Annotated in this window: 23 protein-coding genes; 16 read left to right on the top strand and 7 right to left on the bottom strand. The window is 69.6% G+C overall.

From position 1 onward, the window contains the following. Window positions 1–39 precede the first annotated feature (39 nt). Together EEJ31_RS02725 and EEJ31_RS02720 are read left to right on the top strand one after the other, a co-directional pair. Complete coding sequence (locus EEJ31_RS02725) at window positions 40–1,188, top strand: SLC13 family permease (RefSeq protein WP_123044759.1); 1,149 nt, start codon at window positions 40–42, stop codon at window positions 1,186–1,188. A 70-nt stretch (window positions 1,189–1,258) separates the two neighbouring features. After that, the gene (locus EEJ31_RS02720; protein WP_123044758.1) at window positions 1,259–2,278 is read left to right on the top strand and encodes a PHP domain-containing protein; all 1,020 of its coding nucleotides are present in this window, start codon (window positions 1,259–1,261) and stop codon (window positions 2,276–2,278) included. A 3-nt stretch (window positions 2,279–2,281) separates the two neighbouring features. Here the strand turns inward: EEJ31_RS02720 and EEJ31_RS02715 are convergent, their stop codons facing one another. Beyond that, window positions 2,282–3,154, bottom strand: a complete 873-nt coding sequence (locus EEJ31_RS02715; RefSeq protein ID WP_123044757.1) for an aldo/keto reductase — start codon at window positions 3,152–3,154, stop codon at window positions 2,282–2,284. A gap of 132 nt (window positions 3,155–3,286) precedes the next feature. On the opposite strand from EEJ31_RS02715, the gene EEJ31_RS02710 reads away from it, so the two are divergent. The 6 genes from EEJ31_RS02710 (at window position 3,287) to EEJ31_RS02685 (ending at window position 9,437) form a co-directional block, all read left to right on the top strand. Further along, on the top strand, window positions 3,287–4,294 hold the full coding sequence (locus EEJ31_RS02710) for an isopenicillin N synthase family dioxygenase (RefSeq protein WP_123044756.1): 1,008 nt from the start codon (window positions 3,287–3,289) through the stop codon (window positions 4,292–4,294). A 101-nt stretch (window positions 4,295–4,395) separates the two neighbouring features. Then, a complete protein-coding gene (locus tag EEJ31_RS02705; RefSeq protein ID WP_123044755.1) occupies window positions 4,396–4,965 on the top strand; it encodes a flavin reductase family protein in 570 nt (189 codons plus the stop codon). Between the two features lie 160 nt (window positions 4,966–5,125). Then, entirely contained in the window at window positions 5,126–5,722 is a 597-nt protein-coding gene (locus tag EEJ31_RS02700; protein WP_123044754.1) for a DUF4956 domain-containing protein, read from the top strand. After that, complete coding sequence (locus tag EEJ31_RS02695; RefSeq protein WP_123044753.1) at window positions 5,719–6,618, top strand: VTC domain-containing protein; 900 nt, start codon at window positions 5,719–5,721, stop codon at window positions 6,616–6,618. Before EEJ31_RS02700 ends, EEJ31_RS02695 begins: the two co-directional genes overlap by 4 nt. A gap of 46 nt (window positions 6,619–6,664) precedes the next feature. Next, window positions 6,665–7,048: a hypothetical protein gene (locus EEJ31_RS02690; RefSeq protein WP_123044752.1), complete on the top strand. Its 384-nt coding sequence runs from the start codon at window positions 6,665–6,667 to the stop codon at window positions 7,046–7,048. A 196-nt stretch (window positions 7,049–7,244) separates the two neighbouring features. Further along, window positions 7,245–9,437: a heavy metal translocating P-type ATPase gene (locus EEJ31_RS02685; protein WP_123044863.1), complete on the top strand. Its 2,193-nt coding sequence runs from the start codon at window positions 7,245–7,247 to the stop codon at window positions 9,435–9,437. A gap of 10 nt (window positions 9,438–9,447) precedes the next feature. Here the strand turns inward: EEJ31_RS02685 and EEJ31_RS02680 are convergent, their stop codons facing one another. Continuing rightward, window positions 9,448–10,599 (bottom strand): GGDEF domain-containing protein, encoded by a 1,152-nt coding sequence (locus tag EEJ31_RS02680; protein ID WP_123044751.1) that lies wholly within the window; start codon window positions 10,597–10,599, stop codon window positions 9,448–9,450. A 126-nt stretch (window positions 10,600–10,725) separates the two neighbouring features. Here EEJ31_RS02680 and EEJ31_RS02675 point away from each other — a divergent pair, with 126 nt between their 5' ends. Beyond that, entirely contained in the window at window positions 10,726–11,151 is a 426-nt protein-coding gene (locus EEJ31_RS02675) for a VOC family protein (protein WP_123044750.1), read from the top strand. Window positions 11,152–11,161: 10 nt separating this feature from the next. Here the strand turns inward: EEJ31_RS02675 and EEJ31_RS02670 are convergent, their stop codons facing one another. The 4 genes from EEJ31_RS02670 to EEJ31_RS02655 are packed head-to-tail and all read right to left on the bottom strand — an operon-like array spanning window position 11,162 to window position 14,244. Further along, window positions 11,162–12,118 (bottom strand): 2-hydroxyacid dehydrogenase, encoded by a 957-nt coding sequence (locus EEJ31_RS02670; protein ID WP_123044749.1) that lies wholly within the window; start codon window positions 12,116–12,118, stop codon window positions 11,162–11,164. Further along, on the bottom strand, window positions 12,115–12,723 hold the full coding sequence (locus EEJ31_RS02665) for a bifunctional 4-hydroxy-2-oxoglutarate aldolase/2-dehydro-3-deoxy-phosphogluconate aldolase (RefSeq protein ID WP_123044748.1): 609 nt from the start codon (window positions 12,721–12,723) through the stop codon (window positions 12,115–12,117). Before EEJ31_RS02665 ends, EEJ31_RS02670 begins: the two co-directional genes overlap by 4 nt. A 59-nt stretch (window positions 12,724–12,782) precedes the next feature. Beyond that, on the bottom strand, window positions 12,783–13,535 hold the full coding sequence (locus EEJ31_RS02660; protein ID WP_123044747.1) for an HpcH/HpaI aldolase family protein: 753 nt from the start codon (window positions 13,533–13,535) through the stop codon (window positions 12,783–12,785). Between the two features lie 4 nt (window positions 13,536–13,539). Beyond that, complete coding sequence (locus EEJ31_RS02655; protein WP_158603882.1) at window positions 13,540–14,244, bottom strand: GntR family transcriptional regulator; 705 nt, start codon at window positions 14,242–14,244, stop codon at window positions 13,540–13,542. A gap of 70 nt (window positions 14,245–14,314) precedes the next feature. Between EEJ31_RS02655 and EEJ31_RS02650 the strand changes: the two genes are divergently transcribed. From EEJ31_RS02650 to EEJ31_RS02625, 6 genes are all read left to right on the top strand, one after another. Further along, window positions 14,315–14,989, top strand: a complete 675-nt coding sequence (locus EEJ31_RS02650; protein WP_148040112.1) for a GntR family transcriptional regulator — start codon at window positions 14,315–14,317, stop codon at window positions 14,987–14,989. 69 nt (window positions 14,990–15,058) lie between these two features. Beyond that, window positions 15,059–16,060 carry a tripartite tricarboxylate transporter substrate binding protein gene (locus EEJ31_RS02645; protein WP_233563689.1) on the top strand — a complete coding sequence of 334 codons (1,002 nt, stop codon included), beginning with the start codon at window positions 15,059–15,061 and terminating at the stop codon, window positions 16,058–16,060. A gap of 12 nt (window positions 16,061–16,072) precedes the next feature. Beyond that, a complete protein-coding gene (locus EEJ31_RS02640) occupies window positions 16,073–16,687 on the top strand; it encodes a tripartite tricarboxylate transporter TctB family protein (protein ID WP_123044744.1) in 615 nt (204 codons plus the stop codon). After that, complete coding sequence (locus tag EEJ31_RS02635) at window positions 16,684–18,234, top strand: tripartite tricarboxylate transporter permease (RefSeq protein ID WP_123044743.1); 1,551 nt, start codon at window positions 16,684–16,686, stop codon at window positions 18,232–18,234. Before EEJ31_RS02640 ends, EEJ31_RS02635 begins: the two co-directional genes overlap by 4 nt. Before the next feature lie 4 nt (window positions 18,235–18,238). Next, window positions 18,239–19,120 carry a dihydrodipicolinate synthase family protein gene (locus EEJ31_RS02630; protein ID WP_123044742.1) on the top strand — a complete coding sequence of 294 codons (882 nt, stop codon included), beginning with the start codon at window positions 18,239–18,241 and terminating at the stop codon, window positions 19,118–19,120. Continuing rightward, on the top strand, window positions 19,117–20,892 hold the full coding sequence (locus tag EEJ31_RS02625) for an IlvD/Edd family dehydratase (protein ID WP_123044741.1): 1,776 nt from the start codon (window positions 19,117–19,119) through the stop codon (window positions 20,890–20,892). Before EEJ31_RS02630 ends, EEJ31_RS02625 begins: the two co-directional genes overlap by 4 nt. A gap of 59 nt (window positions 20,893–20,951) precedes the next feature. Here EEJ31_RS02625 and EEJ31_RS13815 read toward each other — a convergent pair whose 3' ends face one another. Further along, on the bottom strand, window positions 20,952–23,423 hold the full coding sequence (locus EEJ31_RS13815) for a PKD domain-containing protein (RefSeq protein WP_158603881.1): 2,472 nt from the start codon (window positions 23,421–23,423) through the stop codon (window positions 20,952–20,954). 218 nt (window positions 23,424–23,641) lie between these two features. Between EEJ31_RS13815 and EEJ31_RS02615 the strand changes: the two genes are divergently transcribed. Then, window positions 23,642–26,179: an ATP-dependent Clp protease ATP-binding subunit gene (locus tag EEJ31_RS02615; protein ID WP_123044740.1), complete on the top strand. Its 2,538-nt coding sequence runs from the start codon at window positions 23,642–23,644 to the stop codon at window positions 26,177–26,179. Window positions 26,180–26,314 lie beyond the last annotated feature (135 nt).

Here is a 26,314-nt window from a genome sequence, read left to right as displayed (position 1 = left end):
GCGGGGTCTACCCTCGAAGAGCGGAACGAGGAGGAACAGGTGCGCACTGCGGTCACCGGGGTCCTGCTCATCGTCGTCGGGGTGGTCGCGATCCTGTCCGGCGTCCTCACGCCCGGTGCCGCCGCGGCGCTCGGGGAACGCGTCTGGCCCATCCTCGCCTTCGTCGTCGCCATCACCGTGGTCACCGAACTGGCCTCCGAGGCCGGGCTCTTCCGGGTGCTCGCGGAGCAGGCGGCGCGGTGGGGCCGGGGGAGGGCGTGGCTGCTCTGGTTGCTCGTCGTCGTCCTCGCCGTGCTCAGTACCGTGTTCCTCTCTCTCGACACCACGGCGGTGCTGCTCACGCCCGTGGTCATCGTGCTGGCTCGGCATGTCGGGCTCAGCCCGCTCCCGTTCGCGCTGACGACGGTGTGGCTGGCCAACACCGCATCGCTGCTGCTGCCGGTGTCGAACCTCACGAACCTTCTCGCCCAGCACCGGCTCGGCGGCCCGAGCCCGCTCGACTTCGCCCGCCTCACCTGGGCGGCCGCCCTCGTCGCTGTCATCGTGCCCGTCGTCGTCATCTTCGTGCTGTTCCGGCGCGCGCTCCTCGTGTCGTACCAGCCCGAGGTGCGGGCGCCCGTCGACGACGTGCCGCTGCTCGTGTTCACGGCGGCCGTGGTCGCCCTGCTCCTGCCCGCCCTGGTCTCAGGCCTGCCGGTGTGGATCCCCGCGAGCGTGGCCGCCGTGCTCCTGGCGGGCGCGTTCCTGATCCGGCGGCCCCGCGCGCTTGCGGTGTCGCTCGTGCCCTGGCAGCTGGTGCTGCTGGCCGCCGGACTGTTCCTCGTCGTGGAGGCTGCCCACGCCCTCGGCCTCGAGGCCCTCCTGGCCACCGTGGCCGGCTCCGGCGAGGACACCGGCGCCCTGCTGCGGCTGGCCGGTGTCGGGGCGGTCGGGGCCAACGCGATCGACAACCTGCCCGCCTACCTCGCGGTGGAGCCGGTGGCCGATTCGCCGGCGCGTCTCGTCGCACTGCTCATCGGCGTGAATGCGGGCCCGCTGGTCACGCCGTGGGCGTCGCTGGCGACCCTGCTCTGGCACCAGCGGCTCACTGCGATGGGCGTCGAAATCTCCTGGGCGCGCTACATGCTGCTGGGCCTCGTCGTGGCTCCGGTCGTCGTCACCCTGGCCACCCTCGCATCCGTGCTCTGACGCGCCGGCCCCGCCCGGGTGGAACGGCGGGGACGTGGGGCGTCGGCCGCATCGGGCGCAAGATGGGGGAATGGACCCCGTCGACGCACTGAACGAGATCGCATTCTGGCTGGAACGGGAGCTCGCCCCCGTGTTCAAGGTGCAGGCGTTCCGCAAGGCCGCCGCCGCGATCGGCAAACTCGACTCGGCAGACGTCGCCGACCGTGCCCGCGACGGACGGTTGAAGGCCATGAAGGGTATCGGCGGCCGCACGTTCGAGGTCATCAGCGAGACCGTCGACGGGCAGGTTCCGGACTACCTGCTGGCCCTCCGGAAACGCGGCTCCGCGCCGCTGGCCGAGGGGACCGGTGATGTGCTGCCACTGCTCCGCGGTGACCTGCACAGCCACAGCGACTGGTCAGACGGGGGAACCTCGATCGAACTCATGGCCGACGCGGCACGGCTGCTCGGCCGGGAGTACCTGGCACTCACCGATCACTCGCCGAACCTCACCGTGGCCAACGGCCTCTCCGCAGAGCGCCTGGCCGAGGAGCTCGACGTCGTGGCCGGAATCAACGCCGGCGAAGGCGCTTTCCGGCTGCTGGCCGGCATCGAGGTCGACATCCTCGAAAGCGGTGAACTCGACCAGACGCCACAGATGCTCGACCGGCTCGATGTCGTCGTCGCGAGCGTGCACTCCAAGCTCCGGTCCGACTCGCGCACCATGACCCAGCGGATGCTCCGGGGCATCGCCGACCCGCACACCAACGTGCTCGGGCACTGCACCGGCCGCCTCGTGCAAGGGTCGCGCGCGCCGCGGCCGCCCTCGGACTTCGACGCCCCGCGCGTGTTCGCGGCCTGCGCCGAGAACGACGTCGCTGTCGAGATCAACTCCCGTCCCGAGCGGCAGGACCCGCCCGACGAGCTCATCGCGCTCGCGCTCGAGGCGGGGTGCCTGTTCAGCATCGACACCGACGCGCACGCGCCGGGACAGCTCGACTTCCTGCAGTACGGCGCCGCCCGGGCGTCGCGGAACGGCGTGCCGCCCGAGCGCATCATCACCACATGGCCGCTGGACCGGCTCCTGGACTGGACGCGCGCCAGGCGGTGACGACTACCGCTTCTGGAAGTCCTCCGGGAATCCGTTGAACTCGTCCGGGTGGAAGCCGGTGCGCTCGCCGCGGTCCAGCCCGGCGATCTGGGCCATCGCCTGCTCGTCGAGCTCGAAATCGAACACGTCGATGTTCTCGGCCTGGCGTGCGGGTGTGACCGACTTCGGAATCACGACGGTGCCCAGCTGGATGTGCCAGCGCAGCACGACCTGGGCGGGGGAGCGGCCGAGTCGCTCGGCGATTCCGACGATCACCGGGTCGTTCAGCACAGCGCCCTGGGCCAGCGGGCTCCACGCCTCGGTGAGAATGCCGTGCTCGGCGTGGAAGGTTCGCAGCTCCTGCTGCTGAAGGTAGGGGTGCAGCTCGATCTGGTTCACCGCCGGCACCGTGTGCGCGTTCTCAAGCAGGCGCTCCAGGTGCGGCACGAGGAAGTTGGAGACGCCGATCGCACGGGCTCGTCCGGCCCGGTGGAACTCCTCGAAGGCGCGCCAGCAGTTGAGGTACTCGCCGCGCTTGGGCGCCGGCCAGTGGATGAGATACAGGTCCACCGCGTCGAGCCCGAGCTCCTCCAGGCTGTCATTGAACGCGACGTGCGCCTGGTCGTACCCCTGGTCGTCGTTGGCGAGTTTGGTCGTCACGAACACCTCGTCCCGTGGCACGGACGACTCGGCGATCGCCTCGCCCACGCCGGCCTCGTTCTGGTACCGCGCCGCCGTGTCGATGCTCCGGTACCCTGCCGAAAGACCGGCTGTGACCACGCCGCGGGTGTCCTCCGGCGGCACCTGGAAGACGCCGAGGCCGAGCTGGGGAATCGACGCCCCGGTGTTCAGGGTGAGGCGGGGGACGGTCGCACCGCTGGTGGAGGCAGGGGTCATGTCGTGTGCTCCTTGGTCGTCGACGGGTGCCGGCGTCAGCCGGACTCCTGCCAGCGTACGGCGACCAGTCGTAACAGGCGACCAGTCGTAACAAACGAGAACGCGGTCGTGAGTCGGTGAAACAATCAACGGATGCTGACCTCACTCCCCATCCTCGACCTTTCCCGCCTCGACGCCGGGCCCGCGGAAGCTGCCGCCTTCCGTGACGAGCTCCGCGAGATCACCCACGACGTGGGCTTCTTCTACCTGGTGGGGCACGGGGTGGAGCAGGAGCTCATCGACGAGATGCTGTCGATCTCGCAGCGCTTCTTCGAGCTGCCCGCCGAGGAGAAGCTCGCGATCGAGAACACCCGCAGCCCGCAGTTCCGCGGCTACACCCGGATGGGCGGGGAACGCACCCACGGCGACGTCGACTGGCGGGAGCAGATCGACATCGGCGTCGAGCGCGAGGCCGTCGAGCCCGGCCCGGGCGTGGCCGACTACTGGCGGCTGGAAGGGCCGAACCTGTGGCCCGCTGCCCTGCCCGGCCTCGAGGCCGCGGCCAACGAGTGGACCGAGAAGCTCTCCGCGGTGTCCCTGCGCCTGCTGCGCGCCTGGGCCCTGTCGCTCGGGGCGCCCGAGGACGTCTTCGACGACGCATTCGCGCGCAGTCCGTTCCCGTCGATCAAGATCGTGCGCTACCCGGGCGAGACCGGCTCGGAGGAGCGGCAGGGTGTCGGTGCGCATCGCGACGGCGGCGTGCTGACCCTCCTGCTCGTCGAGCCCGGCAAGGGCGGCCTGCAGGTCGAACACGAGGGGGAGTGGATCGAAGCCCCGTCGGTGCCCGGGGCCTTCGTGGTGAACGTCGGCGAGATGCTCGAGTTGGCCACCGGTGGGTACCTGAAGGCGACCCTGCACCGGGTGGTCTCGCCCCGGGTGCGCACCGACCGCATCTCCATCCCGTTCTTCTTCAACCCGGCGCTCGACACCGTGATGCCCGCGCTGCAGCTGCCTCCGGAACTCGCCGAACGCGCCAGGGGCCTGTCGGTCGACCCGACGAACAGCCCGATCCTGCAGACCTACGGCGACAACGCGCTCCGGTACCGCCTCCGCGCCCACCCGAACGTGGCGGCCGAGCACCACCTGGACCTCATCGGCTGACCCTTCGGCGCCCCGGCGCGCCCGTCACACTCCGCAACATCGATGCACGCGTGCCCCGCGCGGGTGGATCGTTGAAGGACGAACGGAGTGGGGAGGGTGACATGGGAGCCAACCAGGCGATCAGCCGGGAGCAGCCGGAGGTGCGGTTCGCCGGCGGCGGCGTCGGCCGCGGCCTCGACGCCGCGGACTTCACGCAGGCGTTCCGCAACCACCCGGCCGGGGTGGCCGTCATCACAGCGGATGCCGGGGACGGGCCGGTCGCACTGACCGCGACATCCGTCTTCTCGGTCAGCGTCGACCCGCCCCTGCTCGTCTTCTCGCTCTCCGACCAGTCATCCAGCGCGGGCAGCATCCAGCGTGCGGGCAGCCTGGTCGTCCACCTCCTGGGGGCGGACCAGCTGCACCTGGCGAGGCTCTGCGCCACGAGCGGAGTGGACCGCTTCGCCGACCGCGGCAGCTGGGACCGGCTGGCGTCGGGTGAGCCGTACTTCACCGGCGTGGACACCTGGATCCGCGGCACGATCGTGGGGCGCATGCGCGCCGGTGCGTCCACCGTGATCGCGCTGCACGCCCTCGAGGCCCGGCTGCCGGACGACAGCGCGGCAGCGCCCCTCGTGTACCACAACCGTTCCTGGCACGGCCTCGGCGACCACTCCCGGGTCGGCGGCTGACAACCGGCCGATATGCCCCCACTTCGGGGGTGAAATCGCGGCGGATGTCCGCGAGGAGCGATTCCTCCGTAGACGCGGCGAGGGCCAGGCGGCACACTAATGAGTGTTGCTCACCCAACATGCATTCCACTTGCTGACCCGAACGTAACTGGAGCATTCCGTGTACCAAGCCGTCTTCATCGCCATCGACCTCGTCGCCGTCAGCCTGCTGACGTTCGCGCTCTACTTTCCCCGGCACCACCGCCGAGATCTCGTCGTGGCGTTCCTGGGGGTGAACGTCGGAGTTCTCGCCGTCGCCATCGTGCTCGGGTCGGCGCCCATCGGCGCGGGCCTCGGCCTCGGGCTGTTCGGCGTGCTCTCCATCATCCGGCTGCGTTCCGACGAGATCACCCAGCATGAGGTGGCGTACTACTTCGCCTCCCTCGCACTCGGGCTCATCGCGGGGCTGAACTCCATCATGAACATCATGGCCATCTGCCTCATGGCCCTCATCATCCTGGTGCTGTTCGTCGGCGACCACCCCCGGCTCTTTCGCCGGTACCGCCAGCAGACGCTGGTGCTCGACAGCGCGTTCACCAATGAGGACGAACTGACCGGTCATGTCGCGGTGCTGCTCGGCGCGCGGGTGCGCTCCATCCAGGTGCGCCGCCTCGACCTGGTCAACGACACCACGGTCGTCGACGTGCGGTACCAGGTCGGTGAGAGCCTGTCGCTCGCCCGCGAAGCGCTTCCGGTTCGGCAGGAACTCGCGCGATGACCATCGCGGACGAGCGCGTCGGCGTCCCCGGTGTCGATGCGGCGCCCCTCCTCGACGAGTACACGGATGCGGTAGTCGACGAGCAGGTGCGGCCGGGCGACGTCATCGCCGGGCTCGCCGCGATCAGCCTCGACGAGATCATCGCGCAGGCGAGCCTGCAGACGCGGGTGGACCGCAAGTACGTGGTTCCCGTCCCGGAGCTGGGCGCCGTGCTGGCCGGCGTCGAGGACGACGCGCGCGTGGTCGAGATCGCGGGCCTTCGCGGCCTCGGCTACGAGTCGGTGTACTTCGACACCCCCGACCTCCGCAGCTATTGGCTCGCCGAGCACGGCCGGCGGCGCCGGTTCAAGATCCGCACCCGCACCTACCTCGAGTCGGCGCAGAGCTACCTCGAGGTGAAGACGCGCGGGGGGCGCAGCAGCACGGTGAAGGATCGCGTGCCGTACCTGGGCGCTGACGTGCGCCTGCTCACCGACGAGGGGCGCGGATACGTGCAGGCGGTCTTCACCGAAACGGGCGTGCCCGGCGTCGATCCCGGCAGTCTCATCCCGGTCCTCACGACGCGCTACACCCGCACGACCCTGTTCCTGCCCTCGTCGGGCAGTCGCGCCACGATCGACACCCAGCTGTCGTGGGAGCTCGACACGGGCAAGCGCCTGGAGCGGCTGGCCATGGCGATCGTCGAGACCAAATCGGGACAACGGGCATCCGCCGTCGACCGCCTGCTCTGGTCGCACGGGCACCGGCCCGCTGTCATCTCCAAGTACGGCACGGGGATGGCAGCGCTCAATCCCGAGCTGCCGGCGAACAAGTGGGGGCGGGTGCTGCAGCAGCACTTCGGCCGGCCGGGACGACCGCAGCGGGCGGCACTGGACCGGGGTGCCGGACGGTCTTAATATGGCGCCAGGAGCACACCAAGGACGGTGTGCTGAAGGGTCCATCATGAACGCAGGAAGCTCTGGAAACGACGGACGGGAGCAGTCCCGGGGGCGCGAGGCCGATCTCCATCACGTCGAGGGCGTGCAGCACTACGTGCGACAGGTGGGGAAGGTCGCGGAGGCACTCTCGGGCGACGACGACCTCACGAAGAAGGTGATCGACGCCGTCCACCGCGGCAGCAGCTCCAGTGTGGAGAAGCTGTTCGGCGAACTCGGCGTGGAGAGCGTCGTCACCATCACGGCCGTCGACGGCCCCTCCGGAAGCGAGGGCACCCCCGGCACCCTGGCCCGCAGCAACACCGGCGGCACCAAGACCAAGACCATCACGATCGAGATCGGCATCGGCCCGTTCAGCGTATCGGTGACCGTGAAGAAGGAGTCCAAGTAGCGCACCCGTGCCTGCCCCAGCGGCCCGTCCGCATGCCACCTTGCCTCACTTACCCCCCGGGGGTATAGTGTCAGGTACGGACGGGCCCGCTGGCGCCCGCAGGAGAGGAGCCGACGTGACCGTTCCCGCAGCGACGTCCGCGCAGGAGCCACGCGCCGCCGTCACCGGTGACCGCGTGGAACTGCTCATCGGCGGCATGACCTGCGCGTCGTGCTCGGCGAGGATCGAGAAGAAGCTCAACCGGATGCCGGGGGTGCAGGCGAGCGTCAACTACGCCACCGAGAAGGCGCATGTCACGCTGCCGGCCGGCACGGCGGTCGCCGATGCGATCGCCACCGTCGAAGCGGCCGGCTACACGGCCACGCTGCCCGAACCATCGGCATCAGGCGATGCGCAGCCGGAGGATGCGGAGACCCTGAGGCTGCGGCAGCGACTGCTGGTCTCGGCGGCACTCGCGCTGCCGGTCGCCCTGCTGTCGATGATCCCGGCCCTGCAGTTCACGAACTGGCAGTGGCTGGCCCTCGTTCTCGCCGCCCCCGTCGCCGTGTGGGGCGCGTGGCCGTTCCATCGTGCCGCCTGGGTCAACGCCCGGCACGGCGCCGCCACGATGGACACCCTCGTGAGCGTGGGGGTGCTCGCCGCGCTCGGCTGGTCGCTGTACGCGCTGTTCTTCGGCACCGCCGGTGAGCCCGGGATGGGCATGAGCTTCAGCGTCGTCGCGCGCCCGGGCTCCGGCACCGACGAGATCTACCTCGAAGTCGCGTCGGCCGTGACGGTCTTCATCCTCGCGGGTCGCTACGCCGAGGCCCGCGCGAAGAAGCGCTCCGGCGCGGCACTGCGGGCCCTGCTCGACCTCGGCCCGAAAATGGCCTCCCTGCTTCGGGACGGAGTCGAGACCCGGGTGGCCGCGGCGTCCCTCGCCGTCGGCGACCGGTTCGTGGTGCGGCCGGGGGAGAAGGTCGCGGCCGACGGCCACATCGTCGACGGCGCCTCCGCGATCGACGCCGGCATGCTCACGGGTGAGGCGGTGCCGGTCGAAGTGCACCCGGGGGAGCCGGTCACCGGAGGAACCATCAACGTGCACGGCCGGCTCGTGGTGCAGGCCGACCGGGTGGGTGCCGACACCGAGATCGCCCGCATGGGGTGGCTCATGGAACAGGCCCAGTCCGGGAAGGCGGAGGTGCAGCGCCTCGCCGACCGCGTCGCCGCCGTCTTCGTCCCCGTCGTGCTCGGCCTCTCCGTTCTCACGCTCATCGGGTGGCTCGTCGCCGGCGCCGGCGCCGCGCCGGCCTTCACGGCGGCCGTCGCGACACTCATCATCGCCTGCCCGTGCGCGCTGGGGCTCGCCACACCGACCGCGCTGCTGGTCGGCACCGGCCGCGGTGCCGGCCTCGGCATCCTGATCAAGGGTCCGCAGGTGTTGGAATCGACCCGTCGGGTCGACACCATCGTGATCGACAAGACCGGAACCATCACTGACGGGCGCATGGCGCTGGCCCGGCTGGCGGCCCTCGACGGCGAGGACGAGGCTGATGTGCTGCGGTTGGCGGGCGCCGCCGAGAACGGCTCAGAGCATCCGATCGCCGCCGCCATCGTCGACGCCGCACGCGGCCGGGATGAGGAGCTCCCCCCGGCCGAGGCCTTCGAATCCATGCAGGGTTTCGGGGTGCAGGCCGTCGTCGACGGGCACCTCGTGCTCGTGGGCCGGCTCCCGTGGCTCGTCGGCCACTGGCAGGTGCCGGTGACCGACGAGGCCGCCCGGCTCCACCACGACCAGGAGCAGGCCGGACTGACGAGCGTCGCGGTGGCCTGGGACGGCCGCCTCCGCGGCCTCATCGCCATCGGCGACACCGTGAAACCGACCAGCGCCGCTGCCGTGCGCCGCCTCCGTGCCCTCGGGCTCCACCCGGTCCTGCTCACGGGCGACAACGCGGGGGTCGCCCGCGCTGTCGCCGACCTGGTCGGCATCGACGACGTCATCGCCGGTGCGCTGCCGGCGGACAAAGCGGATGTCGTCCGCCGGCTCCAGGGCGACGGCCGGGTCGTGGCCATGGTCGGCGACGGGGTGAACGACGCGATCGCCCTCGCCACGGCAGACCTCGGCATCGCCATGGGAACCGGCACCGACGTGGCCATCGAGGCCAGCGACATCACCCTCGTGCACGGTGACCTGCAGACGGCCGTCGACGCCATCCGGCTCGCCCGGCGCACCCTCGGCACCATCAAGGGGAACCTGTTCTGGGCGTTCGCCTACAACACGGCAGCCATCCCACTGGCGATGGCGGGACTGCTGAATCCGCTCGTGGCGGGCGCAGCGATGGCGCTCTCGTCGGTGTTCGTGGTGACGAACAGCCTCCGGCTCCGGAGGTTCCAGCCCTCAGCCGCCTGAGCCCGGCCGCCTAGATCGACTGGGGCAGGCCGTGCTCAGAGCGGTTGCGGCCGAGCGCCTTCGCCCGGTACAGCGCGGAATCCGCGGAGGCGATCACGCTGTTCAGGTCGGTGATCCCGTGGCCGAACGAGGCGATGCCGTAACTCGCGGTCGGGTCGAGACGCGGATCGTCCGCGTGCGCGGCGGTGAGCTTGCGACTGATCTCGGCGACCACCTCCTGCGCCCGATCCGGACCGGCCGTGGGCAGGAGCAGGATGAACTCCTCGCCGCCGTACCGGCCCACGACATCCGTCGCCCGGATGCTGCCCATGCAGGCGCCGGCGAACACCTGCAGCACGTCGTCGCCGGCCGGGTGGCCGTAGGTGTCGTTGATGGACTTGAAGTGATCGAGGTCGGCGAGGATCAGCGACCCATAGCTCTTCTCGCGCTGCATCTGACGCACCGTGTCGGTGGCCGCCTCGATGAACCCGGCACGGTTGAGGAGCCCGGTCAGGCTGTCGTGCATGGCCCGGGCGTTCAGGTCCCGGGTGCGCTGCTCGTTGCTGAGCGCCGCCATGCTGAACGAGACCACGACCAGGAGCACCATGGTGACGAGCGTGGTGACCGCCGATCCGAAGTAGGCGCGGAAGGTGGCGCCGTCCGGTCCCTCGGCCATGAAGGCGACCAGCCGCAGGAAGTAGTACGCGGAGAACGTCGCCGACGCGAAGAACATCGGCCGGCGCACCCGGGAATAGCTCCGGGGAAGCGCGGAGAGCTCGTACGAGGCCAGCCCGATCATGAGGCTCATCAGGGCGAGGAAGGCGGCCCCGCCGGACCACACGTTGGTGGCCGGGTGGTCGAGGGAGGCCACGCCGAAGGCCACGACGGGGGCGGCGACGAGGGGCCAGACCTCCGGCCTCGGCAGTCGCAGCGATCGGGCGCCCGCCCACACGTCTGCGGCGCCGGCCACCAGCAGGGCGTTGCCGAGCGGGTTGGCCCAGACCTGGTGCGGCGTTCCATTGAACAGATAGGCGGCCGAGCCCGCCAGGAAGAGGATGAGCGCCAGGCTCCACCATCGGCTGTAGGCCGAGCGGGGGCCGCGGTGGGTGGTCACGGTGAAAAGGAAGACCAGGGTGAGTGCCACCACACCGAACGCGACCCGTAGTGTCGCAACGTCGAGCATTGTGTGTTCCGCTCCGCCCATCCTGCCTAGCCGCTTATCTGAGAGATGAGTGTATGGCACGAGTAGAGTGATCTTCAGCAACGACGGCGCGTCCGTCCGGCGCGCCCTGACAAGGAAGTACAGACAATGACGACTCGCTTGAACCCGTACCTGAGCTTCCGGGACACCGCCCGCGACGCCATGACGTTCTACCAGTCGGTGTTCGGCGGTGACCTCACGGTCAGCACCTTCGGCGACTTCCAGGCGTCGGAAGACCCGGCCGAGGCCGACAAGGTCATGCACTCGATGCTCACGTCGAGCAATGAGTTCGTCCTGATGGCGTCGGACACGCCGAACAGCATGGACGCCCCGTCGGGCGGCTACTCCCTCTCCGTCAGCGGCGAGGACGAGCAGGAGCTGCGCGCCTACTGGGACAAGCTCGTGGAGGGCGGCAGCGTCACGATGCCGCTGGAGCAGGCGCCCTGGGGCGACACCTTCGGCATGTGCACCGACAAGTTCGGCGTGAACTGGATGCTCAACGTCGCCGGGCAGGGCGGTGCGACACAGCCCTAGTGCACCCCGGTCACGCCGGCTGTTCGGGCACCGGTGTCACCAGCGCGCCCGTCTGACGGAAGCGCTGGATGTTCGCCAGCACGAGGTCGGCCATCGCCCGACGGCTCTCCACGGTCCCGCTGCCGATGTGCGGCGTCAGCACCACATTGTCCAGACCTGTGAGCGCCTCGGGAACGTTCGGCTCGTCGGCGAAGACGTCGAGCCCGGCGCCGGCGATCGTGCCGTCCATGAGCGCTTGCACGAGGGCGGGCTCGTCGACGACGGATCCCCGTGCGATGTTGACGAGGTAGCCGGCGGGGCCAAGCGCGCGAAGGACGTCGGCGGAGATGAGCCCTCGTGAGTCGGGGCCGCCCGGCGCGGTGACGATGAGCACGTCGCACCACGCGGCGAGCTCCTCGACGGAGGCCAGGTAGTCGTAGGCGACGTCGTTCTTCGGGCGCCGGTTGTGGTACGAGATGGCCACGTCGAAGCCCCGCAGGCGGTGGGCGATCGCCAGGCCGATGCGGCCGAGTCCGACGATGCCGATCCGCTTGCCCGTCACCCGCGCGGCGAGCGGAAAGGGGCCGTTCGCCCAGTGGCCGGCTCGCAGGAACCGGTCAGCGAGACTCACACGACGCAGCGTGTCGATGACCAGGCCGACGGCGAGGTCGGCGACGCAGTCCGTCAGCACGTCGGGGGTGTTGCTCACGACGACGCCCTGCCGGCGCGCCGTTGCGATGTCGCTCGAGTCGTACCCGGCGCCGAAGTTCACGATCGCGCGGAGGTCGGGAAGCGCGCGGAGCTGCTCGGCGCCCAGGCCCGCCTCTCCGGTGGTGACCGCGATGGCGACGCCCCGGCCGCGCTCGGCGAGGTCGGCCGCGGAGTCGGTCGCCGTGAACGGTACGACAAAGTAGTCGCGCGCGAGGTCATCCTGCAGCATCGACATCATCGGCTGGGCCTGAAGGATGCGGGTGGTCGGCTCGCTCATGAGGCGGCCGTGAGCAGGGCGAGCCGGCGGATCTGCTCCGGGTCGGCGAAGGCGGAGCCCACGGCCACGGCGCGCACGCCGGCATCGAGGAACGACTGGGCATTGCCGGCGTTGATGCCACCGGTGGCGACGAACTGCACCTCTGGGAAGGGCCCGTGCTGGGCGGCCGCCCAGTCGGCGCCGAGCTGTGCCGCCGGGAACATCTTCTGCCAGACGAGTCCGAGGCCGAGCGCCTTGCCGATCTCGGTCGAGGTGGCGACGCCGGGCAGGTGGGCGACACCCAGCCGGTCGGCCTCGCGGGCCACCTCCTCGTTCAGGTCGGGCGCCACCGTGAAGCGCGCGCCCGCCTCCGCGGCCGCGCGCACCAGCGCGGGGGAGGTGACCGTGCCCGCCCCGACCAGCTTGCCGCGGTCGGCGCCGGCCGCGATCACGGCACGGAGCGTCGCGATCGCGTCGTCGCTCTGGATCGGGACCTCGATCAGCTGCACGCCGGCCGCCCAGGCCTTCTCGCACAGCTCGACGGTCTGCGTCGCAGAGAGTCCGCGGAAGATGCCCATGACGGGATGCTTCGACAGGTGCTCGTCGAAGAAGGCGGTGGTGTCCATGCGTGTTCCTTTCGGTTGGGATGGTGCAGCCGCGGCGGCGGCCGGTTGAGGATGGTCGGTCAGTCCCGGGCTGCGCGCGCCGCCGCCTCCGACGACTCCAGCAGCAGGGTCGTGTCCGTGTGCGAGATCACGAAGTCCACGCCGTAGTCGCGCCAGTGCCCGATCTCCGCCGTGCCGTTGCAGTCCACACCCACGGCGATGCCGGCCTCGTGGGCCGCGTCGACGATCCGTTCGATGACGGCCTGCAGTTCGGGGGATTCCGGGTATCGCACCCGTCCGAAGCCCAGGCTCAGGGCGAGGTCGTTCGGGCCGACGTAGATCGCATGCAGGCCGTCGACCCTGACGATCTCATCGATGTTCGCGAACCCTTCCGCGGTCTCGATCATGGCGATGCAGGTGGCCTTCTCGTCGCCCTCGGCGACGTCGACCAGCGTGCGCCGCGCGGTGGTCCACAGCGGTCCCCAGCTGCGATTGCCCGCCGGGGCGTACCGGCACGCGTCGGCAGCCCGCCGCGCCTCGGCAGCGGTGCTCACGAGGGGCACGATCACGGCGCCGGCGCCGAGGTCGAGGGCTCGCATCAGCAGGTCGGGGGTGTTCCACGGCACCCGGATCACCGGGATCGACGGCGTGTGCTCCAGCGCGTTCATGAGAGCCGGGGCCGAAGCCATGTCGGCGAATCCGTGCTGCAGGTCGACCACGACGAAATCGAATCCCGATCGGCCGATGATCTCAGCGGCGATGGGGTCGTCCAGCCCGCTCCACACGCCATAGGCCAGGGTGTTGTCGGCCCAGAGCCGCTTCAGAGTCGCCATGGCCTCAGTCTTTCTTCGCCTTGCGGTGCGCCGCCAGCATCCGTTGGTGCGAGCCCTCGAGGTGGTCGCGCAGTTCACGCGTGACGGCCGACCCGTCACCCGACATCATGAGCTCCAGCAGGACGCGGTGTTTGGCCGCGGACTCATGGAGGTCCGCGTCGACGTGCACGGTCGTGCGCAGCAGCGTGTTCAGCATCGCCGAGTACTGGTACCAGACATCGGCCAGCCGGCGGTGTCCGGAGAGCGTGTAGATGAGGCTGTGGAACTGGATGTCCGCGGCGGCGAACTCGTCGCCGTCGCGGGCATCAGCGGCGGCCTCGAGCCGCGCGACGAGCGCGGCCAGCTCGCCCCACTCCTCGGCTGTGCTGTTCTGCAGCGCGAGCTCGGCGGCGAGGATCTCGATCGCCTCGCGCAGCGAGTAGAGCTCGTCGATGTCCCTCTCGCTGATCCCGATCACGTACGTGCCGTTCCCGCGTGACTCGACCAGGCTCTCCAGCTCCAGCTGGCGCAATGCCTCTCGGATGGGGCCACGGCTCACGCCGAATCGCTCGGCCAGCTGTTCCTCGACGAGCCGCTGGTCCAGCTCGAGTTCGCCGCGAACGATCGAATCCCGCAGGTGTTCGGTGACTTGTTCCCCGTAGGCCTTCCGCCGGACGGGCTTGAACGTCGTCATCATTGCCTCCTCATCGCGGTAACTGCTTCTTGACATGTTATTAGGAAATCTGTTTACTGTTCTCTGTTCACGGTTAACAATGGACCGCGAGACAGGATGAGACAGCGTGGTTTCCACCATTTCGATTCAGAGCGTCAACCTCGGTGCCCAGGTCGCCCAGCGGTTGCGGGAAATGATCCTGCGCCGCGACCTCCCCGACGGCATGCGCCTGGTGGAAGAGGAACTCGCCGGCCGGTTCGACGTCAGCCGCGGGCCGATCCGCGACGCCCTCAAACAGCTGGAACGCGAGGGACTGGTCGCCGTCCGCAAGCGGGCGGCCTACGTCGTCGGACTCACCGCTGAGGACATCGGCCACCTGTACGACCTGCGCAAGGCGCTCGAACTGCTCGCTGTCAAAGCCGTCGTGGTCCACGCCACCGACCAACAGTTTGCCGAGATGCAGGGCTGCGTCGAGCGGATGCGGGAAGCAGCCGTCATCGATGACCACCCCGGGTTCGCCGACGCCGACGTTGATTTCCACGGCCTGCTGTTCACGATCTCCGGCAATCGCCGCCTGGCCGACGTGTGGCACCAGTACATGCCGATCCTCGCCACCATCCTGCAGTCCGCCGTCGGGCAGGAGGAACGCCTGCACAAGTCGGCGGAAGACCACAACTCCCTCCTCGGCATGCTCCGGGCGGCCGACGACCGCGTCGCCGACGAAGTCAGCGACCACATCGACCGGGCCCGGGAACGCATGATCGCCGCCTACGAGCGGCTCGCCATCGAGGCCGCGGGCTGACGCCCGCCCCATCCGCTTATCCACGACCCAATCGCACCACCCAATGCACCACAGAGAAAGGGAACTGAAGTGAAACTTCACCACCGCAACCGCATCAGCATGCTCAAGCGTGCCCTTGCCGTCACAGCCACCGTCGGCATGGCCGCCGCACTGGCCGGCTGTGCGTCCAACGGGGGATCGGGAGACTCGGGCAAGGCTGCCTCGGGCTCCGACTACCCCTCGCACCCCATCACCCTGACGGTCCAGGCCGCTCCGGGTGGCGGTTCCGACCTGGCCTCGCGCACCATCGCCAAGGTTCTCGAGAAGGAGCTCGGCCAGAGCATCATCGTCGAGAACCGCCCCGGTGCCGCCGGCTCGCTCGCCGTCAAGTACGTCTCGGGCCTCAAGCCCGACGGCTACCACATCGGGTTCACGCCCGTCGAGCTGGCCATGTTCGACCACCTCGGCTACGACGTCTCCCCGGACGACGTGCAGCTGCTGGGCGAGATCATGAACCAGCCGGGCACCATCGCGGTTCCCGCCAACAGCCCGTACAAGGACCTCAAGAGCCTGGTGGAGGCGGCGAAGACCAAGAAGATCACGGTCAGCAACTCCGGCGCCGGGTCCTCGTGGGAAGCTGCGACCAAGCTGCTCGGCAAGGCGGCCGGCGTCGAGTTCACCCCGGTTCCGTTCGATGGCGGCGCGCCCGCTGTGACCGCCGCCTCCGGTGGCAAGGTCGACGCAGTGGTCGCCGGTGCGGGCGAGACCCACACCGCGGCCGAAAACGGGCAGCTCCGCGTGCTCGCCGTGTTCAGCGACGAGCCGCACCCCGTGTTCACCGACATTCCGACCGCCAAGTCTGAGGGCTACGACGTGGTGTTCGGCGCGTGGGGCGGCCTGTACGCGCCCAAGGGCCTGCCGGACGACGTCGCGACCACGCTCGAAGACGCGATCGCCAAGGCCGTGAAGTCGCCCGACTTCGTCGACCCGATCAGCAAGACGGGCACGGTCGTCGTCTACAAGAGCGCTGACGACTTCACGAAGTTCGTGAACGACGAGCACGAGCGCTTCGGCGAAGTCCTCGGCAAGTGACGCCGGTCGATCGTGAAATCACGTCGTAACAAGCAGGACGGCTCCGCGGCAACCGCCGCGGGGCCGTCCCGCCCGGCTGACGCCGTCACTCGCACGCCGAGCCTGGAGGAGGGCATCTCCGCAGAGGAACTCGCCCTCGTCGAAGAGATGGAGCGCGAGGTATCCGCGCTCCAGGCGCGTCCCTCGCGCAAGCTGGAAGTGGCCATCGCGTTGGGTCTCGTGGTGCTCTGCGTCGCCGGCCTCATCGGCTCGCGCCTCATCGGGGTGCGCACCGAGACCGGCGGAATCGACCCGCGCTGGTGGCCCACGGTCATGTGCGGTATCGCGCTGGCGCTGTCCATCCTGCTGGCGGTCATCGCCTTCACCCGGCCCCCCTTCGACCGCGAAGACCTGGAGAGCACCAACCGTGGCGGCTGGGTACGGCTCGCCTGGACCATCGTGCTTTCGGCGCTCTTCCTTGTCGCTTGGACGCTGACGGGGAACTTCGTCATCCCGGCCGTGATCCTCCTGGTCGCACTGATGTGGGTCTATGACGGCCGTGGCTGGAAGGCGCTCGTCATCTATCCCATCGCCACGATTGCCTGCATCTACCTGCTCTTCCACACGTTCCTGAAGGTGCCGCTATGAACCCCTGGGTTGAAGGATTGACCGCCCTGCTCGATCCCACCGTGCTGTTGGGCATGGCGGTCGGCATCGGCCTGGGAATGCTTGTCGGCGCATTCCCCGGCATCACGGCCACCATGGCCGTCGCCCTGGCCTCCGGCTTCACGCTGACCATGTCGCCCGTGCAGGGCTTGGCCGTGCTCCTCTCGATCTACACCGGTGCGAACTTCGGGGACAGGATTCCAGCGATCCTCGTCAACACCCCGGGGACTCCGGCGGCGATCTCGACGACGTTCGACGGGTATCCGCTTGCCAAACAGGGCAAGGCGGGTCTGGCGCTCGTGATCTCCGGCTTCGCTGCCGCCATCGGCATCCTGGTCAGCATGGTCGTGTTCTCGGTCGCCGCGGTTCCGATCGCATCATTCGCCCTGAACTTCGGCCCGTACGAGTTCTTCGCGCTCGTGGTCCTGGGCCTCACGGTCATGATCTCGATCTCGTCGAAGTCGCTGATCAAGGGCATCATCGCCGGCCTGTTCGGCCTGTTCCTGGCGACGATCGGCCACGACCCGATCACCGCCGACCCTCGGTTCACGTTCGGCTTGGACGTCCTGAGCGACAAGCTCGACTTCATTGCCGTGGTGATCGGCCTGTTCGGCATCGCCGAGATCTTCGACCAGATGCTCAGCCACAACAAACTGCACCTGAAGCCGGTCGCCTCCCTGGGCCGCTGGTGGCCGTCGAAGAACGAGTACAAGCAGATGGGCAAACCCCTCCTCATCGGCTCGGTCATCGGCACGATCGTCGGGATCGTGCCGGCGGCGGGTGGCGACATCGCCGGGCTCATCGGCTGGGACCGCGCGAAGTCACTCTCCAAGAAGCCGGAGGAATTCGGCAAGGGGTCCTTCGAGGGCCTCGTCGCCGCCGACTCCGCGTCGACCTCCACCCTCGGCGGCGCGCTCACCACCACCATGGCCCTCGGCATCCCCGGCGACTCCGTCAACGCGGTGATGCTCGGCTCAATGCTCATCTGGGGCCTGCAGCCCGGGCCCCAGCTCTTCGCGACGCAGCCCGCGCTCGTGGCCAGCATCGCCGGAATCATGGTCGTCTCCACGCTTGTGAGCATGGGCCTGAACCTGTTCCGCGTCCGTGGGCTGGTGAAGATCCTCGACCTGCCCCGCAACTACCTGTGGGCATCCGTCCTGATCCTCTGCGTCATCGGCACCTACGCGACGACCAACGACATCAACACCGTGGTGGTGATGCTCTGTGCCGGCGCCGTCGGGGTGCTCATGAAGCGCACCGGCTTCCCGGCCGGCCCGGTCGTGCTCGGCCTGCTGCTCGGCCCGCTCGCCGAGTCGAACCTGCGTCGCGCACTCGTCATCGACGGCTTCGGCGGGTTCTTCACCGCACCGATCGCCATGGTGCTCCTCGTGTTCGCGATCCTGGCATTCGGGGGCACGCTGTACAGCCGTATCCGCGCACGCCGCAAGGAGATGGCGGCGGTCGCAGCCGTGGCCGCCGACGCCTCCGTCCCGCGCGAGACCACCACAACCAAATCAAAAGGAAAGTAACAACGTGAGCCAGCCCGACATCATCACCGCCCTGCCTGTCGCGTTCGACAGTGACGGCACGCTCAACCTCGACGGCACGCGGGAGATCTTCCGCAAGGCCGCCGGGAGCGGAGTGCAGGGAGGCCTCGTGCTCGGCACCACCGGCGAGTTCGTCTCGCTCGGCTTCGAGGAACGCGGCCAGATCGTGCAGGTCGCGGTGGAGGAGCTCGCGGGCATCCGCTGCATCATCCACGTCGGCGCGGCCAGCCTGTTCGAGGTGCTTCGGCTCATCGAACAGGCCCGCGCCGCCGGGGTGACCGAGATCGCCGTGCTGACGCCGCACTACCTTCCGGTGACGGATGCCGAGATGGTGCGGTTCTACACGGCGGTCTCGGAGGCGTCGGACGGGCTGGACGTCTACGTGTACGTGTTCCGGGCGCGCACCGGCAACTTCATCACCGCCGACGTGATGGCGACCATCTCGCGGCTGCCGAACATCGTCGGCGCCAAGGTGAGCGACGAGCCGTTGTCGCGCCTGGACGAATACCGGGCCGTCGTGCCGGACGACTTCATCATCTACACCGGAAGCGACCGGGACATCGCCCGGGTCGGCGACCACGGTGCACAGGGCGTCGTCTCGGGCATCGCCTCGACGCTCCCGAAGCCGTTCACGGACATCACCGCGAAGATCGGCGCCGGTGAGACCGACCTCGCCGAGGCGCAGAAGGCCGTGGACGACGCGGTCGATACGGTGCGGGGCGACATGGCCCGCATGAAGGCGGCGCTGCGCATGGAGGGCGTGCACGCGGGCTGGCCCCGCATGGCGCTCGAGGAGCCCGATGCCGAGGGCCTCGCCGAGCTCGAGCGGGTGGTCAGGCAGTACGACACCTTCGCACCGGTGGAATGAGCGGGGCGGCCGAGGAGCGCAGGCGGCTCCGCAGCGAGATCTGGTTCAACGACCTCGATGAACCGGCGGAGACCGCCGTCTACCTCGAGCGCTTCGCCAACTACGGGATCACCCGCGGCGAACTGCAGTCCGGCCGGCCGATCATCGGCATCGCCCAGACCGGCAGCGATGTGGTGCCGTGCAACCGGCACCACATCGCACTGGCCGAGCGGGTGAAGGCGGGGATCCGCGACGCCGGCGGCATCCCGCTGGAGTTCCCGGTGCATCCGTTGCAGGAGACCGTGCGGAGGCCCACCGCGGCCCTTGACCGGAACCTCGCCTACCTGGGCCTCGTCGAGGTCATGGCGGGTTACCCGTTCGACGGCGTGGTGCTGACCACCGGATGCGACAAGACGACGCCGGCCTGCCTGATGGCTGCTGCCACCGTCAACATCCCGTCGATCGTGCTCTCCGGCGGCCCCATGCTGAACGGCTACCTGGACGGCAAGCGGGCCGGCAGCGGCATGGTGCTCTGGGAGGCCCGGCGCAAGCTCGCGGCCGGGGAGATCACCGAGGCGGAGCTGGTGGACCAGGTGTTCAACGCCACCCCCAGCGCCGGCCACTGCAACACCATGGGCACCGCGCTGTCGATGAACAGCCTCGCCGAGGCGATGGGGATGTCCCTGCCCGGGTGTGCCGCCATTCCCGCCCCCTACGCCGAGCGCGCCGCCATGGCGTACAAGACCGGCCTTCGCATCGTCGGGATGGTGCACGAGGACCTGACGCCCGGCCGCATCATGACCCGGGCGGCGTTCGAGAACGCGATCGTCGTCAGCTCGGCTATCGGCGGCTCCACCAACGCGCCGCCGCACATCAACGCGATCGCCGCGCACATGGGCGTCGAGCTCGACATCGCCGACTGGGACCGCATCGGGCACGGGATCGGGCTGCTGGCCAACGTGCAGCCGTCGGGGGAGTACCTCGGTGAGGAGTTCCACCGCGCGGGCGGCGTGCCGGCGATCATGGGCGAACTGCTCGCCGCGGGCCGACTGCACGGCGATGCCCTCACCGTGACAGGCGACACCATCGAGGCCAGCTACGGCACGAGCGCCAGTCGTGACCGCGACGTCATCCGCTCGGTCGACGACCCGCTGATGGCCGACGCCGGCTTCATGGTGCTCTCCGGCAACCTGTTCAGCTCGGCCATCATCAAGACGTCGGTCATCAGCGAGGACTTCCGCGCGCGGTTCCTCGGGGACGACGGCCGGTTCACCGTGCGGGCGATCGTGTTCGACGGCCCGGAGGACTATCGCGCCCGCATCGAGGACCCGGACCTCGGCATCACCGAGGACTGCATGCTCGTGGTGCGCGGCGCCGGCCCCATCGGGTATCCGGGTTCCGCGGAGGTCGTCAACATGCACCCGCCCGGCTACCTGATCCAGCAGGGCGTGCGGATGCTGCCGTGCCTGGGTGACGGGCGCCAGAGCGGCACCTCGGACAACCCCTCCATCCTCAACGTCACGCCGGAGTCCGCGGCCGGCGGCAACATCGCCATCGTGGAGACCGGGGACCGCATCACCGTGGACCTCGTGAACCGTTCGGTGCAGCTCGAGGTCGACGACGAGGAGATCGAGCGCCGCTGGGGCGACCTGCGGCAGACGATCCCGGTGTCGAACAGCCCGTGGGAGGAGCTGTACCGCGCCCACGTCACCCAGCTTGCCGACGGCATGACCCTCGGCTTCGCCGAGAAGTACCACGATGTCGGGCGCGTGAAGCCCCGCCACTCGCACTAGTCCCGCCCGCCTCGCCCCCGCCCACCGGGGTGAGGTGCGTCCGGCGCGGCGGCAGGGCGTCAGGAGGTGGCGGTCAGCTCGAAGCTGTGGCTCGCCGCCGCGTGGTAGTTGGAGTGCACCTCGACGCTGACCACATTGGCGCCGTCGACAAGCGCCGAGCCCGGCACCGTGAAGGTCACCGGGCTCGCGAGGGCGGTGGCGGCGGAGACCGCCGTCGTGGCGTAGGTTCCCGAGCCGATGGTGCCGGCAGGAAGGTTGTGGCGCCCGACCTCGGTGCCGTTGACGTAGACCACGATCCCGTCGTCGGACCGGGCGGTGAGGGTCACCGACGCGATGGCCGCGGCGTCAGCCACGGTGAAGGATGCCCGGTGGTACGACGTCAACGGCTTGGGCGTGCTCGCGGTCAGCGTCGTGGCGATGTCGCTCGTTCCCCACCCCATCGGGGCCCGCCCCGAGTCCCAGCCTGAGTCGTCGAACGCCCGCCCGGCCCACCCCGAGGGGGGATTCGTGCTGCTGTACCAGTAGCGCCACGACGAGCCGGCCTGGATCAGCTCGGTTCCGGCGGCCGCCTCCGTGGGCGTCTGTGTCGGTGTCGTTGTCGGTGTCGGTGTGGGCGTCGTGGTCTCGGCCGCGACGGCGGCACCGCTGGTATGCACGGCCGCCAGGTTGTCGAAGGCGACCGGGATGCTGGTGGGGGTCGCGCTGCTGCTCAGGTACCCGTACAGGCCGATCCCACCGGCCGACTGCAGTGACGCCGTGCTGTCCGCGGCGGTCACGGTCCAGGAGCCGGGCTCGGTGCTCCCGGCTTTCCACACCTTGGCCTGCAGCGTGGTGGGTGCCGTCCCGGTCACCTGGAGTCGGAGCTGGAGACTGTCGCCGCTGTTGAAGGTGAGACCGGACACGGTCGCCGTCTTCAGGATGGTGTCGGTGTTGCGCTGCAGCTGAAGCTGCACCCGCCCGGTGCTGTTCACGATGACGCGGGCGCCGTAGGTGTCCGTCCCCACCCGGCGCCCGATGACACCGGTGTAGATGCTGCTGGCGGAGGGACGGGTGAACCGGAGGCTGGTGCTGAGGTCGGTGTCGTCCGAGGAGACGGCGTTCAGATAGGCGTAGAGGTTGCGCCCGCGCGGAAGGGTGATGGTCCCGGATCCGTTTCCCACCGCGAAGCTCGATGCGGTTCCCGCGACCGTCCACGCGCCGCCGGTGTCGGCGGTACCGAACCCGCCGCTGACCGTGCGACCGAAGGAGTCCTGGGCGAAGGCATCCGTTGACGGCGTGGGCGTGGGCGTTGTCGAGGCGACGGTGACGGAGCGGGTCGTCGTTCCCGTCGCTCCGGCGTTGTCCTTCACGGTCAGCCTGACGGTGTACGTTCCGGCCGTCGCGTAGGTGTGGCTCGCGGTCGCGCCGCTCGCGGTGGCTCCGTCGCCGAACGACCACGCGTACGACGCGATCGTGCCGTCCGAGTCCTTCGACCCGGAGCCGTTGACGCTCGTGGACAGCCCGTCGGTCGTGGCGGAGAAGGCGGCGGTGGGTGCGGCGTTGGTCGACCCGGCCTGGTACGGCACGCGGGTCACGCTCAGCACCGCGGAGGTGCTCACCTGGGTGAACCGCGCGTACTCGCTCGTTCCGCCGTGGATGGTGACGCGCGTCAGGTTCGGCACGGCCGACGAGATTCCGTAGTAGGACAGCCAGGTCGACGAGGTGAGCGGTTTGTCATTGACGTAGGAGTGGCTGTCGCCGTTGATCAGGAAGACCGGCTTCTGGAAACTCGCACTCTCCGATGCGATGGCCCGCACCAACGGCTGGAACGCCGTCTTGTAGGTCGTGCCCGTCCAGCTCGAGTAGAACATGTCGGCCTGGGTCAGCAGCACGACCGCGCGGCTGCCGGCGGCCTTGGCCTGGGCGAAGGCGTCGTGCAGATGGGCGATGTCCGCGTTGGTGCGGGCCGTCACCTCCGCGCTCTGGGCCGACGTTCGGGAAGAATAGCCGCTCCAGGTGTTCAGGTCGTTGTTCGAGCCCACGATGTGCAGGGTGGCGAAGGTGAGGCCGCTCTGGTTGAAGCGCACGTTCTCCGGGTAGCCGGACTGTGCGGTGACGCTCATCCTGTTGGCGCCGAGCGTGGTCCCCGGGGAGGGGAAGAAGGTGCTGCGCACCGCTGCCAGCCGCTCGAGCGGGTTGGCGGCGCCGACCGTTGCGCGGCTGCAGTCCGTCCATTCGTTGTCGCCCGGCGTATAGACGAACGGGTCGGCGAACCGATCGAATCGCGACTTGATGTCGGCGTAGTAGGCGTCCGAGCAGTTGAGCGGGCTGCTGATGTCGCCGATGTGGCTGACCATCTGCAAGGCGGGGTCGGCGTTGATCTGGTTGGTGAACGTGGTGAAGTTGTCGTACTGCGTCTCCCCGTATGGCACGTCGCCGATCACCGTGAAGGAGAAGTCGTCTGCGGCGGCGGCGGGCCGGGCCACCAGGGAGGAAGTCGTCAGGAGGAGCAGGGTCGCGACAGCGACCGGAACCAGGTTCTTCGAGTGCATGATGGCTCCACAGTGCGTGTTTCGGGTTGTCACCGGGAGGCTGCACGGCCCCGACCGGTTAGCGGTACGGTACTCCCATCCTCGGGGGGACGCGAGCTTTTCTCACAACTTTTCGTCCGGCGCCAGCCCCCGAGCGGGTGGCACGCGTCGCGGGAATGATTCCGCCGGGTGCCGCGTTGGGTTGAGTCAAAGGCACTCAAGTTTCTAGAGGAGGTCAGATGCCTTCATTCTTCGGCCCGGACGGTCAGGGGAACGGCTCGTTCGACGAGTTCCTCGCCCGCTACCTGCAGGGGCAGCGCGCTGCACAGGCGGCGCGTCCGATCGACATCACGCGGCTCCTCAGCCGCCGTACCCACGAGGTGCTCGCGCAGGCCGCGCGGTTCGCACTCGAGCGCGGCCACTCCGAACTCGACGCCCTGCACATCCTGCACGTCATGGCGCCGCAGTCGCCGGCGCTCGACGTGCTCCGCGGCATCGGCGTCGACCCCGACCGCGTCACCGCCGCGGTCCTGGAGCGGCTTCCCCGGGACTCGTCCGGACAGACCGCGTCGGCGCCGTCGCTCACCCCGTCGGCCCAGCGCGCGCTCCTGGACGCACACCAGGTGGCCCGCGCCTTCGGTTCCACCTACATCGATCCCGAGCACCTGTTCTTCGCCCTCGTGGTGAACCAGGACGCGGCCGTGGGCCAGCTGCTGGCGACCCTCGGCGTGACGCCGCAGGCGCTGCAGGCCGGCGACGCCCGGCGGGAAGCGAACCCGGCGCCGGACGGCGCCTCCGAGGCCCCCATGCTGGAGCGGTTCGGCATCGACCTCACCGAGCGTGCCCGCGAGGGCGGACTCGACCCGGTGATCGGCCGGGCCGACGAGATCGAGCAGACCGTGGAGATCCTCGCCCGACGCACCAAGAACAACCCGGTGCTGATCGGCGAAGCCGGCGTCGGCAAGACGGCCGTCGTCGAGGGCCTTGCCCAGGCGATCGCGGCCGGCGACGTGCCCGAGCAACTGCGGCACAAGCGCGTCATCGCACTCGACCTGCCGGCGATGCTCGCCGGCACGCGCTTCCGCGGCGACTTCGAAGAACGACTGACGACGCTGATGGATGAGATCAGCGCCCGCCGCAGCGAAGTCATCGTCTTCATCGACGAACTTCACGGCATCGTGGGGGCCGGCGCGGGCGGCGACGGCGGAATGGACGCGGGCAACATCCTCAAGCCCCGACTGGCCCGCGGCGAGCTGCACCTGATCGGCGCCACCACCCTCGACGAGTACCGCACGGTGGAGAAGGACCCGGCGCTGGAGCGTCGGTTCCAGCCGGTGCGTGTCGAGGAGCCGGCCATCGAGGACGCCGTGGCGATCCTGATGGGACTCCGCGGCCGCTACGAGGAACACCACGGTGTGCGATTCACCGACGACGCCGTGCGCGCGGCGGTCGAGCTCTCGGCCCGCTACCTGACGGACCGGCAACTCCCCGACAAGGCCATCGACCTCATCGATCAGGCGGGCGCCCGGCGGCAGCTCGCCGCCCTGCCGCGGGTCGATGTGGCCTCGCTCCGTGAGGAGCTCGCGACGCTGCAGAGAGCCAAGGCCGACGCGGTGGCCGACGAGCGCTACGAGGAGGCCTCGAGCCTCCGTGACCGCATCGAGGAATCCGAAACCCGGCTCCAGGAGGCGGAATCGCCCGCCGGTGCAGACCGGGCGGCCGACCGGGTCGTCGACGAAGGCCAGATCGCCGCGGTGATCTCCCGCGCCACCGGCATCCCCGTCGCCCGCCTGACGCAGGGCGACCGGCAACGGTTGTCGGGGCTCGAGGCGGACCTGCACGAACGGGTCATCGGTCAGGACGACGCCGTGACCGCCATCGCGAAGGCGATCAGGCGTGGCCGCACCGGCCTCGGAGACCCCAGCCGGCCGGTCGGGAGTTTCCTGTTCCTCGGGCCGACCGGCGTCGGCAAGACGGAACTGGCCAGGTCGCTGGCCGAAGCGATGTTCGGCGACGAGAGCGCCCTGTTGCGCTTCGACATGAGCGAGTTCGGCGAGCGGCACACGGTCAGCCGGCTGGTCGGCGCTCCTCCCGGCTACGTGGGCTACGGCGAAGCCGGGCAGCTCACCGAGAGAGTGCGGCGCAACCCATACTCGGTGATCCTCCTCGATGAGGTCGAGAAGGCGCATCCCGACGTCTTCAACCTGCTGCTGCAGGTGCTCGACGACGGCCGGCTGACCGACGGGCAGGGGCGCACGGTCGACTTCCGCAACGCCGTGGTCATCATGACCTCGAACCTCGGATCGGAGTTCCTCGCCAGCCGCAGCGGCGCCCTCGGCTTCGTCGCCGCGAGCGACGACGACACCGGATTCGGCTCGGAGCAGGCGCTGCGCAGCCGGGTGATGGGGGCGCTGCGAGACGCGATGCGGCCGGAGTTCCTCAACCGCATCGACGAGATCGTTCTGTTCCGCAAGCTCGGCACGGCCGACCTGCGCCGCATCGTGCGGCTCCTGGTGGGCAAGACCGAGGACCGGCTGCAGGCGCAGGGCATCGGCCTGCGCGTCACCGAGGAGGCCTTGGACTGGATCGCCGCCGAGGGCTACCAGCCGGAGTACGGCGCGCGGCCGATGCGGCGGGTGATCCAGCGTGAGGTCGACGACAGGATCGCGGAGATGCTGGTCGAAGGCGTACTCGCCGCGGGCGACACCGTCACCGTCGCGGCCTCGGACGGCGCCGTGCAGGTCACCGCCCGGACGGGCGACCTCCAGGCCGCCTGATCGCCCACCGGCCCGTCGAACAGCTCGGCGGGCCGGTGCGGCGTGCCGCCCGGCCCAGCTGCGCGGCGACGGATGCGCGGGTACGGTGGGTCGCGAACGGGCTCGCCGGCCCGCGCATTCCGAACAGGAGGATCC

The organism is Cryobacterium tepidiphilum (assembly GCF_003716325.1).
GTDB classification, from domain to species: Bacteria; Actinomycetota; Actinomycetes; order Actinomycetales; family Microbacteriaceae; genus Cryobacterium; species Cryobacterium tepidiphilum.
This window is presented reverse-complemented; position numbering and strand designations above follow the sequence as displayed.